The organism is Leifsonia sp. RCC_180 (assembly GCF_058138205.1).
Genome location: NZ_CP200340.1, coordinates 318,613 through 331,880 on the forward strand (window position 1 = coordinate 318,613; position 13,268 = coordinate 331,880).

The 13,268-nt window shown below is 69.2% G+C and carries 16 protein-coding genes and 1 tRNA gene; 7 read left to right on the plus strand and 10 right to left on the minus strand.

What is annotated here, in order from left to right; all coding sequences use genetic code 11:
• Window positions 1-4: 4 nt before the first annotated feature.
• Window positions 5-454, plus strand: coding sequence for a ribosomal maturation YjgA family protein (locus AB7E03_RS01615; protein ID WP_489938694.1), 450 nt, complete (start codon window positions 5-7; stop codon window positions 452-454).
• On the opposite strand, the gene AB7E03_RS01620 is transcribed toward AB7E03_RS01615, so the two are convergent.
• From AB7E03_RS01620 to AB7E03_RS01635, 4 genes are all read right to left on the minus strand, one after another.
• Complete coding sequence (locus tag AB7E03_RS01620; RefSeq protein WP_489938696.1) at window positions 357-1,337, minus strand: NAD(P)H-quinone oxidoreductase; 981 nt, start codon at window positions 1,335-1,337, stop codon at window positions 357-359. The genes AB7E03_RS01615 and AB7E03_RS01620 overlap by 98 nt on opposite strands.
• Complete coding sequence (locus AB7E03_RS01625) at window positions 1,337-2,593, minus strand: ABC transporter permease (protein WP_489938698.1); 1,257 nt, start codon at window positions 2,591-2,593, stop codon at window positions 1,337-1,339. Before AB7E03_RS01625 ends, AB7E03_RS01620 begins: the two co-directional genes overlap by 1 nt.
• A gap of 3 nt (window positions 2,594-2,596) precedes the next feature.
• Window positions 2,597-3,541 carry an ABC transporter ATP-binding protein gene (locus tag AB7E03_RS01630; protein ID WP_489938700.1) on the minus strand — a complete coding sequence of 315 codons (945 nt, stop codon included), beginning with the start codon at window positions 3,539-3,541 and terminating at the stop codon, window positions 2,597-2,599.
• A gap of 96 nt (window positions 3,542-3,637) precedes the next feature.
• Window positions 3,638-4,441, minus strand: a complete 804-nt coding sequence (locus AB7E03_RS01635) for an inositol monophosphatase family protein (RefSeq protein WP_489938702.1) — start codon at window positions 4,439-4,441, stop codon at window positions 3,638-3,640.
• 59 nt (window positions 4,442-4,500) lie between these two features.
• Here AB7E03_RS01635 and AB7E03_RS01640 point away from each other — a divergent pair, with 59 nt between their 5' ends.
• From AB7E03_RS01640 to AB7E03_RS01660, 5 genes are all read left to right on the plus strand, one after another.
• The gene (locus AB7E03_RS01640; protein WP_489938704.1) at window positions 4,501-4,845 is read left to right on the plus strand and encodes a hypothetical protein; all 345 of its coding nucleotides are present in this window, start codon (window positions 4,501-4,503) and stop codon (window positions 4,843-4,845) included.
• Between the two features lie 97 nt (window positions 4,846-4,942).
• Window positions 4,943-6,079, plus strand: a complete 1,137-nt coding sequence (locus AB7E03_RS01645) for an AI-2E family transporter (RefSeq protein WP_489938706.1) — start codon at window positions 4,943-4,945, stop codon at window positions 6,077-6,079.
• 77 nt (window positions 6,080-6,156) lie between these two features.
• Window positions 6,157-6,232: transfer RNA gene (locus AB7E03_RS01650), tRNA-Lys, on the plus strand.
• Between the two features lie 195 nt (window positions 6,233-6,427).
• Window positions 6,428-6,595 carry a hypothetical protein gene (locus AB7E03_RS01655; protein ID WP_489938708.1) on the plus strand — a complete coding sequence of 56 codons (168 nt, stop codon included), beginning with the start codon at window positions 6,428-6,430 and terminating at the stop codon, window positions 6,593-6,595.
• 93 nt (window positions 6,596-6,688) lie between these two features.
• Window positions 6,689-7,156, plus strand: coding sequence for a WapI family immunity protein (locus AB7E03_RS01660; RefSeq protein ID WP_489938710.1), 468 nt, complete (start codon window positions 6,689-6,691; stop codon window positions 7,154-7,156).
• 31 nt (window positions 7,157-7,187) lie between these two features.
• Here the strand turns inward: AB7E03_RS01660 and AB7E03_RS01665 are convergent, their stop codons facing one another.
• Window positions 7,188-7,526 carry a metalloregulator ArsR/SmtB family transcription factor gene (locus AB7E03_RS01665; RefSeq protein ID WP_489938712.1) on the minus strand — a complete coding sequence of 113 codons (339 nt, stop codon included), beginning with the start codon at window positions 7,524-7,526 and terminating at the stop codon, window positions 7,188-7,190.
• Window positions 7,527-7,593: 67 nt separating this feature from the next.
• Between AB7E03_RS01665 and AB7E03_RS01670 the strand changes: the two genes are divergently transcribed.
• The gene (locus AB7E03_RS01670; protein ID WP_489938714.1) at window positions 7,594-8,523 is read left to right on the plus strand and encodes an NAD(P)H-binding protein; all 930 of its coding nucleotides are present in this window, start codon (window positions 7,594-7,596) and stop codon (window positions 8,521-8,523) included.
• Here AB7E03_RS01670 and AB7E03_RS01675 read toward each other — a convergent pair.
• From AB7E03_RS01675 to AB7E03_RS01695, 5 genes are all read right to left on the minus strand, one after another.
• A complete protein-coding gene (locus AB7E03_RS01675) occupies window positions 8,504-9,346 on the minus strand; it encodes an NAD(P)-dependent oxidoreductase (RefSeq protein WP_489938716.1) in 843 nt (280 codons plus the stop codon). The two genes, AB7E03_RS01670 and AB7E03_RS01675, sit on opposite strands and share 20 nt — an antisense overlap.
• 87 nt (window positions 9,347-9,433) lie before the next feature.
• On the minus strand, window positions 9,434-10,723 hold the full coding sequence (locus tag AB7E03_RS01680) for an RNA polymerase sigma factor (protein ID WP_489938718.1): 1,290 nt from the start codon (window positions 10,721-10,723) through the stop codon (window positions 9,434-9,436).
• A gap of 22 nt (window positions 10,724-10,745) precedes the next feature.
• Window positions 10,746-11,087: a YciI family protein gene (locus tag AB7E03_RS01685; RefSeq protein ID WP_489938720.1), complete on the minus strand. Its 342-nt coding sequence runs from the start codon at window positions 11,085-11,087 to the stop codon at window positions 10,746-10,748.
• Window positions 11,088-11,188: 101 nt separating this feature from the next.
• Window positions 11,189-12,247, minus strand: coding sequence for a glycoside hydrolase family 130 protein (locus AB7E03_RS01690; RefSeq protein ID WP_489938722.1), 1,059 nt, complete (start codon window positions 12,245-12,247; stop codon window positions 11,189-11,191).
• On the minus strand, window positions 12,244-13,263 hold the full coding sequence (locus tag AB7E03_RS01695; protein WP_489938724.1) for a glycoside hydrolase family 130 protein: 1,020 nt from the start codon (window positions 13,261-13,263) through the stop codon (window positions 12,244-12,246). Before AB7E03_RS01695 ends, AB7E03_RS01690 begins: the two co-directional genes overlap by 4 nt.
• Window positions 13,264-13,268 lie beyond the last annotated feature (5 nt).

Sequence of the window (13,268 nt, forward strand, 5' to 3'; positions counted from 1 at the left end):
CAGGATGACCCGCCGCCGCATCCTGCTCGTCGCCGTCGCCGTCGTCCTGATGGCGGGCGGGATCGGCGTGGCCCGCGGCATCGAGGGGGCGGCCGCGGCGTTCGCCGGCGACGCGCTTTACGCAGCCCTGCTCTATGTCGTCGTCGCGTTCATCGCTCCGCAGCTGCGTGCCGCCGTCGTCGCACCGATCGCGTTCGCGGTGTGCGCGGCCGTCGAGGTCTTCCAGCTCACGGGCATACCCGCCCACCTGGCCGGAACCGTGCCCGGCGCTGCCCTCGTGCTCGGCACGACGTTCCAGTGGACCGACCTGGTCGCCTACGCCATCGGCGCTGCGGCGGTCGGTGTCGTGGATGCACTCAGCCGACGCGCAGCAGGATCTTCCCGCGGTGGGCGGACGACTCCATCCGCCGATGGGCCGCAGCCGCATCCTCGAGGGGGAACACCGAGTCGATGACCGGGCGCACGCGCCCCTCGGCGAGGAGCGGCCACACGTTCTCACGCACGGCGGCGATGATCGCGACCCGCTCGGCGAGAGGGCGCGCCCGCAGGGTCGTCGCGTGGATGCTGCCCCGCTTGCGCATGAGCAGCCCCAGATCCAGGGCGGCGGGCTGGCGGTCGCGGACGGCGATGGACACGATCCGCCCACCGGTCGCGAGGGCGTCGAGATCGCGGGCGATGTAAGATCCTCCGACGATGTCGAGCACCACATCCACCCCACGGTCGTCGGTGAAGTCGAGGGCCGCCTCGACGAAGTCGTCCGTGCGGTAGTTGACGGCGGCCTGGGCGCCGACCTCGCGGCAGAAGTCCGCCTTGTCGTCGCTGCCGGCGGTGGCGATGACGTCCGCTCCGAGGGCGCGCCCCAGCTGGATGGCCATGGTCCCGATCCCGCTGGAGCCGCCGTGGACGAGGAGCGCTTCGCCTGCGCCGAGCCGGCCGAGGACGAACACGTTCGACCAGACCGTCGCCGCGACCTCCGGGAGACCGGCCGCTTCGACCAGGTCGACGCCTTCCGGCACCGGCAGCACCAGTCCGGCATCAACGGTGACGAGCTCCGCGTAGCCACCGCCCGGCAGGAGCGCGCAGACGCGGTCGTCGACGCTCCACTCCGTGACGTCGTCGCCGACGGCATCCACCGTCCCCGAGACCTCGAGCCCCGGCCACTCCGGCGCGCCGGGGGGAGAGGGGTAGAAGCCGCGGCGCTGGCTGAGGTCCGCGCCGTTGAGACCGGCGGCCGCGACACGGATGCGGACCTCGCGCGCGGCGGGCACAGGGTCGGGTCGCTCGGCCAGCGTGAGCGCGTCCGCGTCACCAGGCTCGGGCACCACGACGGCGCGCATCAGGCGCCGCCCACCGGCTGCGACGGCTCGACCCGCTCGGAACGGCGACCCAGCACATCCCGGATTTTCACCTTGCTCGAGTACTCGATCGACCCGTACCGGAACAGCCGCACCGCGATGCGGAGCACGACGAACGACAGCACGAACAGCTCGACGATGATGATGATCGCCTGCCAGAGCGGCAGCGAGCCGAACGCGTTCAGGATGAGCGCCGTGATCGGCGCGGTGTAGGGAAAGTAGGCCAGCAGTTGCACGATCGGCGACTGCGGCGAACTGATGGCGAAGCCGGATGCGTAGAGCGGGATGACCACCGCGAAGATGACGACGGAGAACACCGGGGCCGCATCCTTCGCCGTCGGCATGATCGCTCCGACGGCGACGAGCGTCCCGGTGAAGAGGGCGAAACCGCCGATCAGGATCAGGGATCCCACGATCATCTTCTGCGGGTCGAACACGAGACCGCTCAGGTCGAGGCTCGGGATCTGCAGTTTGCTGCGGAAGAAGAGGTATCCGATCAGCATCGGCAGCGCGAACACGGCGAGCTGGATGATCCCGATGGCGAACAGCGAGATGACCTTGCCCAACAGCAGATTCGTCGGGTTGATCGTCGTCAGGATCATCTCCGTGACGCGGTTCTCCTTCTCCTCGAGCGTGGAGTTCAGCATCTGGTTGCCGAGGAAGACGATGACGATGAAGAACGCCGCGAGGAACACCAGCGCGGGCAGGATCGCCTCGAACCCGGGCGCGACCTTGCCGTCCTTGAACGTGGTCGTCGCGGTGTTCACGTCCCCGCGCAGCACAGCGACATCGGTCGGGTCGCCCAGCTTCCGCTCGACGCTCGCCGACAGCAGCGACTGCGCGACCGCGGAGTACTTGCTGTTCTGGAAGAGCCCCGCATCCTCGCCGAACACCTTCACGGTCTGCTTGGCCGGGTCGGCCGGGTATGCGAAGTAGGCGGGCGTGCCGCCGATCTGCACCTCTTCGACGCCCTCGGCCTCCGACTGGATCTCGGTGCCGCCGTACTCCTTGGCGATGGCCGGATCGATCAGCCCGGAGGCGTCCGAGTACAGGAACTCGAAGCGCGCGTTCTTCTGCTGGTCGGCCGTGTTCGCGGTGGAGACGTTCGAGGCGATGATCAGGCCGCCCAGCCCGAAGACGAGGATGGGCAGGATGAGCGTGATCGCCCAGAAGCGCCGCTTGGTGACCGTGCGGCGGAACTCGAACCCGATGACGGTGCTGAGGTTGTGGCGGGCCATGGCTCAGTCCTCCTGGCGGCTCTCGGCGCCGTAGACCTCGACGAAGATGTCGTCGAGCGATTTCCGGGTCGGGGAGAAGCGCGACACCGCGACCCTCGCATCCACCAGGCTGGCAAGGATCGCGGACGGCTCGGCGCCGTCGGCCGCCTCGAGCTGGGCGTGGCCGTTCTCGTCGGCCAGCACCCGGTAGGCGGGGGAGGCGGGGATGGCTCCCGCATGATCGACCTGGATGATCGTGCCGCCGAACTGGTCCTGCACCTCGGCGACAGTGCCGTAAGCCCGCGCCATGCCGTCCTTGAGAAGGATGACGCGGTCGCAGAGCCGCTCCACCTCCTCCATCTGGTGGGTCACCATCATGACGGTGGCGCCGGCGCGCTTCTGGTCGTCGATGATGTCCATCAGCAGGCGGCGGTTGACCGGGTCGAAGCCCTTCGTCGGCTCGTCCAGGATGAGGAGCTCCGGCTCGTTCATGATCGTCACGCCGAGCTGGACCTTCTGCTGCTGCCCGCCGGAGAGTTTGTCGAGCCGCACCTTCTCCTTCTCGCCGATGCCGACCCGCTCCAGGTACTCGCGCGACCAGCGGCGCGCCTGCTCGGCGCCGAGGCCCTTGAGGCGCCCGAAGTAGACCATCACGTCGATGACGGACTCCTTCTTATACAGCCCGCGCTCCTCCGGCAGGTAGCCGAGCCGCTCGCCCGCCTCTGGGCTGAATACGCGGCCGTCGATGTGGAGGACCCCGGCCGTCGGCTGGTAGATGCCGAGTAGTGCGCGGATGGTGGTCGTCTTGCCCGAGCCGTTACTGCCCAGGAAACCGAAGGTCTCGCCGCGGCGGATGTCGAAGGAGAGGTCGCGGATGACGGTGGTGCGCCCGAAGTCCATGCGGAAGTTCGCGATGTGGACCAGGGGCTCCGTCGTCGTGACCGTCGGTGCGGCTGTCGGTGCGCTCATCGGGGTCAGCCTAGGGGCTCCGGGCGGGTGTGCGAAGGGTCGACGTGCCGCATCCGCTCGGATCCGGGTGTCCGCCCGGGGTGTCGGGCCCCGCGGTCAGCCGGCGAGCGCGTCCAGCAGCGCGGGGTGGATGAGACCGTTCGAGGCGAGCGACGAGCCGTTGCCAGGGCCTGGAGTGCCATCCACCGAGGTGAACGTGCCGCCGGCCTCCTCGACGATGGGGATGAGCGCGGCGAGATCATAGGTCTTCACGCCGAACTCGCCGACCGCATCCACCAGTCCCTCGGCCAGCAGCATGTACGACCACATGTCGCCGTACGCGCGGTCGCGCCAGATGCGCCGGGTGAGCGCGACGAGCCGGTCGAGGTAGCCGGCCTCATCCCACTGGGCGATGCTCTGGAAACTGAGGGAGGCGTGCTCCAGGTCGTCGACGCCGGAGACGTGGATGCGTCGGGGAGCTTCGCCCGGCGCATCCGTCGTCCAGGCTCCGCCACCCGCGGCCGCCCACCACCGACGGCCGAGCGCCGGCGAGCTGACGACGCCCACCCGGGGCGTTCCGTCGATCGCCAGCGCGATGAGGGTGCCCCAGACCGGAACCCCGCGCAGGTAGTTCGCCGTGCCGTCGATCGGGTCGATGATCCACTGCCGCACGGTGTCGCCCTCGGTGCCGTACTCCTCACCCAGGATGCCGTCGCCCGGACGCTCGGTGCTCAGCGTCTCGCGGATCGCCCGCTCGACGGCCAGGTCGGCCTCCGTGACGGGGGAGCGGTCCGGCTTCGTCTCCACGTGCAGGTCGAGGTCGCGGAAATGGCCGAGCGAGATCGCATCCGCCGCATCGGCGAGTTTCAGGGCGAGGTCGAGGTCGGCGGCGAGGGCAGTTGACGCTGCGGTGTCTGTCACGGTCCGAGCCTAGCGTCGCGCACTTGGCAGGCGCCCGGCCTGAGAGTACCTGTGGATACATGCGAAAGATCGCTTATGCGGGGACGACGTTCTACACCGGCGATGATCTGGCCGAAGCCCTCATGGAGTACGCACGCGCGCTCGCGCGCCACGACATCGCCGACACGATCTTCGTGCCGGGGCGGACGGTGAACGGGGACCTCGACCGGATCGAGATGCTGGTCGGCCCCGCCAGCCAGATCGTGAGCGAGCCCATCGAGCTCGTCGGGCCGGAGATCCGCGATGAGGAGCTCGTCGCCAAGCTCAGAGCGCTGACCGCCGAACTTTCTCCGCGGAAAACGACGGCCGAGCCCGCCGACGGCGCGTCAGGTGGAGTGCCCAGCCACGCCGACGACCTCGGCTGACGGTCTGGGGTGCGTGGGCTGACGGCCACGGCGAGGGTCGCCGCCGGTCCTTGTCGGCTGGAGCCCCCTCCAATACGCTCGCGGTAGCCCGTCGGGCGTGAGCGGAGGCAGCATGCGGTTCATCCGGCCACCGGTGAGCAGGCGCTCGGTCGGCTCCGCCTCGGCTTCCAGCTCGGATGCCGACCGCCGGCCGCTCTTGTCGCGGAGCCCGCTGCTGTTCGGCTACCTGATCGCTCTGGGCGCCATCGGCGCCGTCGCCACCGGGCTGATGCTCTACGGCCTCCGGTCGATCATCTTCTCGGTCTTCCTCGCAATGTTCGCCACCGTCGGTCTCGACCCGCTCATCCGCTGGTTCGAGCGGCGCGGGATGCGGCGCGGCTGGGCCATCCTCACGGTCATCCTGATCATCGTCGCCGTGCTCGTCGGGATCATCTGCGTGGTCGTGCCGCTGATCGTGCAGCAGATCTCGTTCCTCGCCACCGCAGTACCCAAGGAGATCGCGGCGCTGCGGGCGGAGGGCTGGTTCGACACCGTCAACGACGCGACGAACGGCGCGCTCGCCGGGCTGGTGAACTGGATCGGCGAGCAGGTCCAGGACCCGAACACCTGGGCCACGATCGGCAACGGCCTCGTCGGTTTCGGGCTCTCTGTGCTGAACGCGTTCACCACCGGTTTCTTCATCGCGATCCTCACCATCTACTTCATCGCGTCGTACGACTCGACGAAGCAGGCGGCGTACCGGCTGGTGCGGCGCTCGCACCGCGCGAGCTTCGAGAGCTACACGGAGCGCATCCTGCAGAACTTCGGCAAGTACCTGAGCGGGATGGTCATCCTCGCCTTCTGCAATGCGGTGTACAGCCTCATCCTGCTGCTCGCCACCGGCGTGCCCGGGGCGTTCCTCATCGCGCTCGCCGCCTTCTTCATCACTCTGATCCCACTGATCGGAACGGTTCTGACGACGGCGGTCATGTCGGTTCTCGCGTTCATCCACTCGCCGGTGAGCGGCATCGTCGTGCTCCTTCTGATGCTCGTGTACATGCAGGTGGAGGCGTACATCCTCACGCCGCGGGTGATGGGGAAGGCCGTCCAGGTGCCCGGATCGGTCGTCCTGATCTCTGCGCTGGCAGGCTCCACGCTGTTCGGACTGCCGGGAGCGCTGGTCGCGATCCCCATCTCGGCGGGCATCATTCTCATCATCAAAGAGGTCGTCATGCCGCGCAAAGAGCGCACCTGAAGCGAGCGATCCTCGATTGGCGAGAACCGCGGACCGGATGCTAGTGTTGAGCCTCGGTTCGGGAAACTGAACCGGATGCGCCTCTAGCTCAATCGGCAGAGCAATTGACTCTTAATCAATGGGTTCAGGGTTCAAGTCCCTGGGGGCGCACCACACACCGCGAGGTGCGAGAAGCCCCCGATCCCGTGGAAACACTGGGATCGGGGGCCTTTCTCGTTGCGTCCATGAGCGGGCGAACGCCAGCGAGCTCACGGTCTTGTCTCAAGCCCGGTGCAGATGCGTGCCGGTATGGATGGAGAACGGTTGATTTCGATGGCCGGCCGACGCGTCCCGCGTTAGAGTGCCTGCATGGGCGAAGGGATCGAGCGCTTCCTCGACTGGGCTGCTGAGCCGAGCGGCCTGAGCGGCGGGAAGGACTTGCGGGTCTTTTGGAACTCGGTAACTCATACCGAGGATGCGGGTTCTGCTGACGACAGGGATTGGGCCAACAGTGAGCCGGACCCTGACGCACCCTGAAGTTCACAGGCCAGAACAAGCGCGCAGTGCGTGGCGGATTCCGTTTCCGGATATTCGCGTGTGGCGTTCAGGATTCGTTACTCGTGACGCGCGATGAGAATGCGTTCCGGCGGGTCATCGGTCGAGTTGACGATCGAGGGATATCAGTTTCCCGAGCTGGTGTCGGTTGCGGATCCGCTCGACCATGACCCCACGTGGTTGCGCGTTCGCGGCACCTTTGGCGTAAATGGCGTCGAGTGGTCTTTCGTCGACCCCTGTCTGATGACGGTGGAGGCGCAGGAACTTCTGGATTGGCTTCGTGAAGTCGCGGAAGGCGGCTCACCTGAAGAACTGCGGTTCACGGAACCGAACGTCGCTTTCGCCCTCGACGAGTCCAACCCAGAGGGTGCCGCCTTGCGCCTGATGTTCTCGAATGAGTCCGCTCCAGAGGAAACTTCCGAGACTCCTGCACACATCATCCTGAATATGGCTCTGCGCGACGTCGAAAGCGCCGCGGATGAGTGGGCGTCAGAACTCAGGTCTTACCCGGTTCCTCGCCGACGGTTTCCGAACGGAACCTGAGCTTCTCGGCCCGGCGCTTACGAATCAGCGTTCAGGCCTTGGCCGCGCGAGTGCTCGTGCGACCCGAGCCGCGCTTGCGGACCTCGCGGAGGACGATCTGCTCCGGGCAGACGGTGGACAGAAAGTCGCCGACGGAGAGCGCGAGGCGGTCGCTCACCAGGGAGTAGAGGATGCGATTGGCGTCGCGCCGCTCGGTGACGAGGCCCGCCTGGCGCAGCACACTCAGGTGACGGGAGATGGTGGGCCCGGTCGCGTTGAACCTCGCCGCGATCTCTCCGGCCGCCAGTTCGCCGTCCTTGAGGTCCTGCAGGATCTGCCGCCGGGTGGGATGGGCCAGCGCGGCGAAGATCTCGGTGGCGGCATCTGTCATGGTTGCAATATAGCACTATTGCTAGATACAGTTTAGCTTCATTGCTAATAAGCGAAGGAGCGCAATCGTGCGAGTAGCCATCACAGGCGGTACCGGGTTCGTCGGACGTCACCTCGCGGAGCGGCTGGATCCCGACGAGACAGTCCTGATCTCGCGCCGGACCGGTGTCGACATCGACGACGTGGATGCGCTGGCACGGGCGTTCGCCGGCTGCGAGGTCGTAGCCCACTGCGCCGGAATCAACCGGGAGATCGGCGACCAGAGCTTTCAGCGCATCCATGTCGACGGCACGCGGGCGGTCGTGGAGGCTGCCCGTCGGGCTGGAGTGAGGCGCATCGTCATGGTCAGCTTCCTGAGGGCTCGGCCGGACTGCGGCTCCGCCTACCACGAGACCAAGTGGGCCGCTGAGGAACTGGTCCGTAATTCAGGACTCGACCACACCATCCTGAAATGCGGGATGATCTACGGTTCCGGCGACCACATGGTCAACCACGTCACGCGCGCCGTGCGGACGGTGCCGGTGTTCGCGACCGTCGGCTTCCGGGAGCGCACGGTCAGACCGATCCCGGTCGACGATGCCGTGGACGTGCTGCAGGCGGCGATCGAGGGACGCATCCCGGAGCCGACGGTCGCCGTGATGGGCGCGGACGAGCTGACGCTTGGCGAGGCGGTGCGCCGGATCGCGCGGGTCGCCGGGCGTCGCCCGGTCTACGTCCCCGCCCCGGTGTGGACGATCCGCGCACTGGCGCAGCTCACCGAGTGGACGATGGTCGTCCCGCTCGTCGCGAAGGCCCAGGCGCGAATGCTGGACGAGGGCGTCAGCGAGGCCGCGCCAGCGGTTCCGGAACTGCCGATCGACCTCCGGCCGTCGCGGTCGTTCAGCGACGAGCGGATCCGCGCTGCGCTGCCGGTCGGGGGCTTCGGCTGGGAGGACCTGCGGATCGTGGAGTGGTGGGCGCGCAAGCGTGCCGCCGCGGTCAGCGGTCGCGGGCGATGACCGAGAAGTCCTTGTCCCCCTGGCCGGCGTCGATGGCGCGCTGCAGTTCGGCAGCGACGAGGGCAGCCGCGGGGAGGGGCGTGTCGGCGGTCGCGAGCATGAGTCGCAGGTCCTTCGCGAGAAGGGCTGCGGAGAACTGAGTGTCGTCGAACTCGCCGGACGCGACGACCGGCCCCTTCATGCCCGCGATCGGTGCGATCGTCGTGAGGGGGAGCAGGGAGAGCACCTCGTCGGTCGCAAGGCCCCCAGAGCGTCCAAGTCGCAGGGATTCGCTCAGCGCCTCCATCGAGATCGCGAGGGCGAGATTCGCGACGAGCTTCCCGGTCGCCGCCTTTGCCGGAGAGTCGAAGGTGCGGATCTTGTCCGGGTCCGCCCACAGGGCGACGATGGTGCGCGCCTCGCGGGCGGCGTCGTGCTCGCCGCCGATGAGCACGGCGAGGCTGCCCGCGCGGGCGGGCGCGAGGGAGCCGACTACGGGAGAGTGCACGTAGCGCACCTCCTTCGATTGGGCCCAGGACGCGAAGCCGTCAGCGTCGGTCGGCGCCACGGTGGTCACGTCGATCCACAGGGCGCCCGAGCGGATGGGCAGCGCTGGCTCGATCACCGTCTCCCGCACCGCATCCGGGCCGAACAGCACGGTGATGACAGCCTCGGCGCCCTCGACCGCCTCCGCGGCGGACGCGGCGATGCGGGCGCCGCGACGACCGACCGTCTCGGTGGGCCCGGGGGAACGGTTCCACGCGGTGACCCGGTGCCCCGCGTCGATGAGGTGGGTGACGAGTTCGCGGCCCATGCGTCCGAGGCCGAGGAGGGCGATGTCCATGCGTCCACTGTGCGCCTCCGGCCGCGCTCGGGGAAGGGGCGGGGCTGGTCCTGTTTTCAGGACCCGCGGGCGAGCCTGTGCCTGTCTTCAGGACCCCGCGAGCGCATCGCGGCGCCGCAGCAGAAACGCACGCTCCGCCTCGCCCCCGCACAGCGATGCGGCGACCCCGTACTCCTCCGCGGCCTCCGCCTCCCGGCCCGTCCGCAGCAGCAGCCCCGCCCGCACCCCGTGGAGCAGGTAGAAGCCGTCGAGCGCCTGCCGCAGCGGCTCCACGGCGGCCAGCCCAGCCTCCGGCCCGTCGACCTCCGCGACGGCGACCGCCCGGTTCACCGCGACGATCGGGGTAGGGGATGCCCGCAGCAACTGGTCGTACAGCGCCACGATCTGCGGCCAATCCGTCTGCGCAGCCGTGCGCGCGTCGTCGTGGACGGCCTGGATCGCCGCCTGCAGCTGGTACGGACCCGGGCGGCCGCGCAACAGGCAGGCGCGCACGAGTTCGTGCCCCTCGGCGATCCGCGCAGCGTCCCACTGCGTACGGTCCTGCGAAGGGAGCGGCACCAACGCGCCCTCGGCATCCACGCGCGCGGCTCGGCGCGCATCCACCAGCAGCAGCAGCGCCAGGAGGCCCAGCACCTCCTCCTCGTCGGGGAGCAGGGAGCGCACCTCGCGAGCGAGCCGGATCGCCTCCTCGCACAGTTCCTCGCGCACGAGTCGATCGCCGACGCTCGCGGCGTAGCCCTCGCTGAAGACGAGGTACAGCACGGCGAGCACTGAACCCAGGCGCGCGGGCAGATCTGCGGCCGAGGGAATGCGATACGGGATACGCGCATCCCGGATCTTCGCCTTCGCGCGGGAGATCCGCTGCGCCATCGTCGCCTCGGGAACGAGGAATGCGCGCGCGATCTCCGCCGTCGTCAGGCCGCAGAGCAGGCGGAGGGTGAGGGCGACGCGCGCCTCCGGCGAGAGGGCGGGATGGCAGCACGTGAAGATCAGGCGGAGGCGGTCGTCCGGGATGTCGTCGGCCTCCGGCGCAGCGTCCGCGGCGGTCAGCTCGGCGAGCCTCGCCGCTTCGACCTCTTTGGTCCTGCCCGCCGCATCCCGCCTCAGCCGGTCGATCGCACGGCGGCGCGCGGTCGTGATGATCCATCCCGCAGGCGACGGGGGGATGCCGTCCCGCGGCCAGCGCACCACCGCGACGGCGAACGCCTCCTGCACCGAGTCCTCGGCGAGGTCGAGGTCGCCGAGGACGCGGTACAGCACCGAGACGGCGCGGCCGAACTGCTCGCGAAACACGAGGGCGACGGCGGCGCCGTCCGGCTCGGCCGCATCCGAGCCAGCCGCATCCGGCTCAGCCGCATCCGTGCCGACCGCATCCATCCCGGTTCCCGCTCCCCGCCCGTCAGCCCGCGAACGGCCGCACTTCGATGGGCAGGGTCGTCGCCAGCGCGAGGCGGCGGCCCCACTCGAGTGCCGCATCCAGGTCGGGCGCTTCGACGATGGTGAAGCCGCCGAGGTGCTCCTTGCCCTCGGCGAAGGGGCCGTCGGTGACGAGCACGTCGCCGCCTTCTGGACGCAGCACGGTCGCGGCCGACGCCGGCAGCAGTCCGTTGGAGAACACCCAGGCGCCGGCCGCTCGGATGTCCGCGTTGAGGGCGTCGAGGTTCGCTCCGATCTCGGCGAGCGCGTCGGGCTCCGGGATGGGGCCGTCGGGCTGGTAGACGCTGAGCAGGTACTGGGTCATGGTCGTGATCCTCTCCGGCGCCGCCGTCGCGGCGGCGCTCTCACCGTCTACACGAACACCCTCCCGCTATTTCGACACCGTCCGCTAGTTCTGAGCTTCGCCTAGCCCGCCACCCGCTCCAGCAGGGCCACCCCGATCTTCGAGTCGGCCATGCCGTAGAAGACCCAGTCGCGGCCGTCCACGGTCTCGATCGCGGTCGGGAAGACGACATTCGGCACGATCCCACTCCGCTCGTCCTCCGTCTCGGCCGAGAGCAGGGGCTCGCTCGTACGGTCAACGACACGCCACGGCTCGTCAGCGTCGAGGATGATCGCGCCCGCCGCGTAGTTGACGTTCTTCTGCTGCGCGACCCCCGTCTCGAGCCTCCCGGTCACGCCGTGGTGGAGCAGCAGCCAGCCCTCGGGGACGCGGCGGGGCGCCGGCCCTGCGCCGATCTTGAGCTCCTCGAAGGGGAACTCGGGGCCCGCGACGAACCGGTTCTGCCGCCAGCGGGCCAGCTCCCGCAGGTCGCGCTGCACCGCATCCAGAGGAATGAACGCGATCCAGATGCTCGGCCGTTCCTCGCCCCCGGCGGGTGGATGCGCGCCCTCGCCCGCGCGGATGTCGCCGAGATCCCACACCGGCCGGTGCAGCACCGCGAGGCTCGGGGTGCCGTCCGGCGCGGTGACGGGCTCGGGGAAGAACACGGTGTCCTTGTTGATGAACAGGCTCAGGTCGATCCCGAGCGCGTCGTCGTACTCGAACGAGACAGGGCCGAGCCGGCGCCAGGCACGCAGGTCGTCGGAGACCGCGACCGCGGTGTGCGGCCCGAGCGGCCCGTAGGCGACGTAGGTCATCACGTGGAGGCCGAGGGACGGCACGAAGGTGACGCGCGGGTCCTCGACGCCCGCGTTGGACCGGCCGCGCTCGAACGGACGGTCGGGCTCCAGCACGACGCCCTGGCGCTCGACCGCGACGGGGACGCCGTCCTCCACCACGACCCGGGCGAGGCCGACGCGCGAGACGTTGCCCTCGGCGACGAGGCGCGGCAGCAGGTACAGCTCGCCGTCGGGGCCGCGCCCCGACGCCGGATTCAGCACGCCCTCCGCCTCCAGGGGGTCGCCTGCGACGGGCGTCATCACGACACCCGCGCGCGAGAGCCGATACGGAAACACAGTCATGCGTCCACCTCCCGGTAGAAGTACAGTTCACGAAGTCCGGCGGCCGCATCCCAGCCTTGGGCGAAGGACCAGCGCCCGTCCAGCTTCTGGAGGCCGCCCCAGGCGAGGGATCCGCCGCGGTTCACCTCCAGCTGGGTGAACGGCTCGCCTCGCCGGTACAGCGCCTGCGCCGCGGCGAAGTCGCCGTCGGGGTCGGCGTAGAAGAAGTCGAGCACCAGGTGCTCGCCGTCGAGGACCGCGCAGGCGACCTCGAACAGCGAGCCGCCGAGCGGGGAAAGGTCGAGGTAGGGCTGGACGTCGAAGCTCCAGTCGAGCCCGTCGGGGGAACGCCCGACGGTAGGCCGGCCGCCTGTTCCCTCCGACAGGAACATGAGGTACTCGCCCCCGATGCGCACCGCCCGGCCGTGCTCGTCGCGGGGGATGACCGCGCCTTTCGCCCAGTACTCCGACACCTCGTAGGGCACGACGAGGCCGCGCTTGTCCCACCGCTCCAGGTCGTCGGAGACGGCCGAGAGGATGTCGACGGCGACCGTGCCGTCGTCCCGCCGCCAGATCCCGTTGTAGAACATCACGTAGCCGTCGTCGAGGGCGTAGACCTTGGGGTCCTCGCAGCCGAGCGTCTCGTTCTCGAACGTCGGATAGATGACCGGGTTGGCTGTCGAATCCCGCCACACGCCGTCCTGTCGGACGGCGTGTCCGATCCTGCTCGCCGTCGACTCCTTGCGCGGCGAGGCCCGGTAGAACAGGTGCACCTCGTCTCCGCGCTCGATGACCGTCGGGTTGAAGATGGAATCGCTCGTCCATCCCACCCCTGTCGGATCGTCCCACTGGCCTTCCAGGCGGAAGGTCAGCCCGTCGTCGCGTTCGAACGGTCCGATGGCCCAGTCCGGGCGCACCGGGTAGTGCGCCGAGAACTGGTCGGTCGAGATGCGGTCCGTCAGGGCGTTCGTGTGCGCGAGCGCCTCCTGGTAGCTCGCCAGCAGCGCGTCGTGGTCGGCGGGCGCGAGGGGTTCCATGGTCT

Coding starts and splice junctions, on each gene's coding strand:
- AB7E03_RS01615 (WP_489938694.1), top strand. CDS start 5: ATGACCCGCCGCCGCATCCTGCTCGTCGCCGTCGCCGTCGTCCTGATG.
- AB7E03_RS01620 (WP_489938696.1), bottom strand. CDS start 1,337: ATGCGCGCCGTCGTGGTGCCCGAGCCTGGTGACGCGGACGCGCTCACG.
- AB7E03_RS01625 (WP_489938698.1), bottom strand. CDS start 2,593: ATGGCCCGCCACAACCTCAGCACCGTCATCGGGTTCGAGTTCCGCCGC.
- AB7E03_RS01630 (WP_489938700.1), bottom strand. CDS start 3,541: ATGAGCGCACCGACAGCCGCACCGACGGTCACGACGACGGAGCCCCTG.
- AB7E03_RS01640 (WP_489938704.1), top strand. CDS start 4,501: ATGCGAAAGATCGCTTATGCGGGGACGACGTTCTACACCGGCGATGAT.
- AB7E03_RS01655 (WP_489938708.1), top strand. CDS start 6,428: ATGGGCGAAGGGATCGAGCGCTTCCTCGACTGGGCTGCTGAGCCGAGC.
- AB7E03_RS01660 (WP_489938710.1), top strand. CDS start 6,689: ATGAGAATGCGTTCCGGCGGGTCATCGGTCGAGTTGACGATCGAGGGA.
- AB7E03_RS01665 (WP_489938712.1), bottom strand. CDS start 7,526: ATGACAGATGCCGCCACCGAGATCTTCGCCGCGCTGGCCCATCCCACC.
- AB7E03_RS01675 (WP_489938716.1), bottom strand. CDS start 9,346: ATGGACATCGCCCTCCTCGGCCTCGGACGCATGGGCCGCGAACTCGTC.
- AB7E03_RS01680 (WP_489938718.1), bottom strand. CDS start 10,723: ATGGATGCGGTCGGCACGGATGCGGCTGAGCCGGATGCGGCTGGCTCG.
- AB7E03_RS01685 (WP_489938720.1), bottom strand. CDS start 11,087: ATGACCCAGTACCTGCTCAGCGTCTACCAGCCCGACGGCCCCATCCCG.
- AB7E03_RS01690 (WP_489938722.1), bottom strand. CDS start 12,247: ATGACTGTGTTTCCGTATCGGCTCTCGCGCGCGGGTGTCGTGATGACG.
- AB7E03_RS01695 (WP_489938724.1), bottom strand. CDS start 13,263: ATGGAACCCCTCGCGCCCGCCGACCACGACGCGCTGCTGGCGAGCTAC.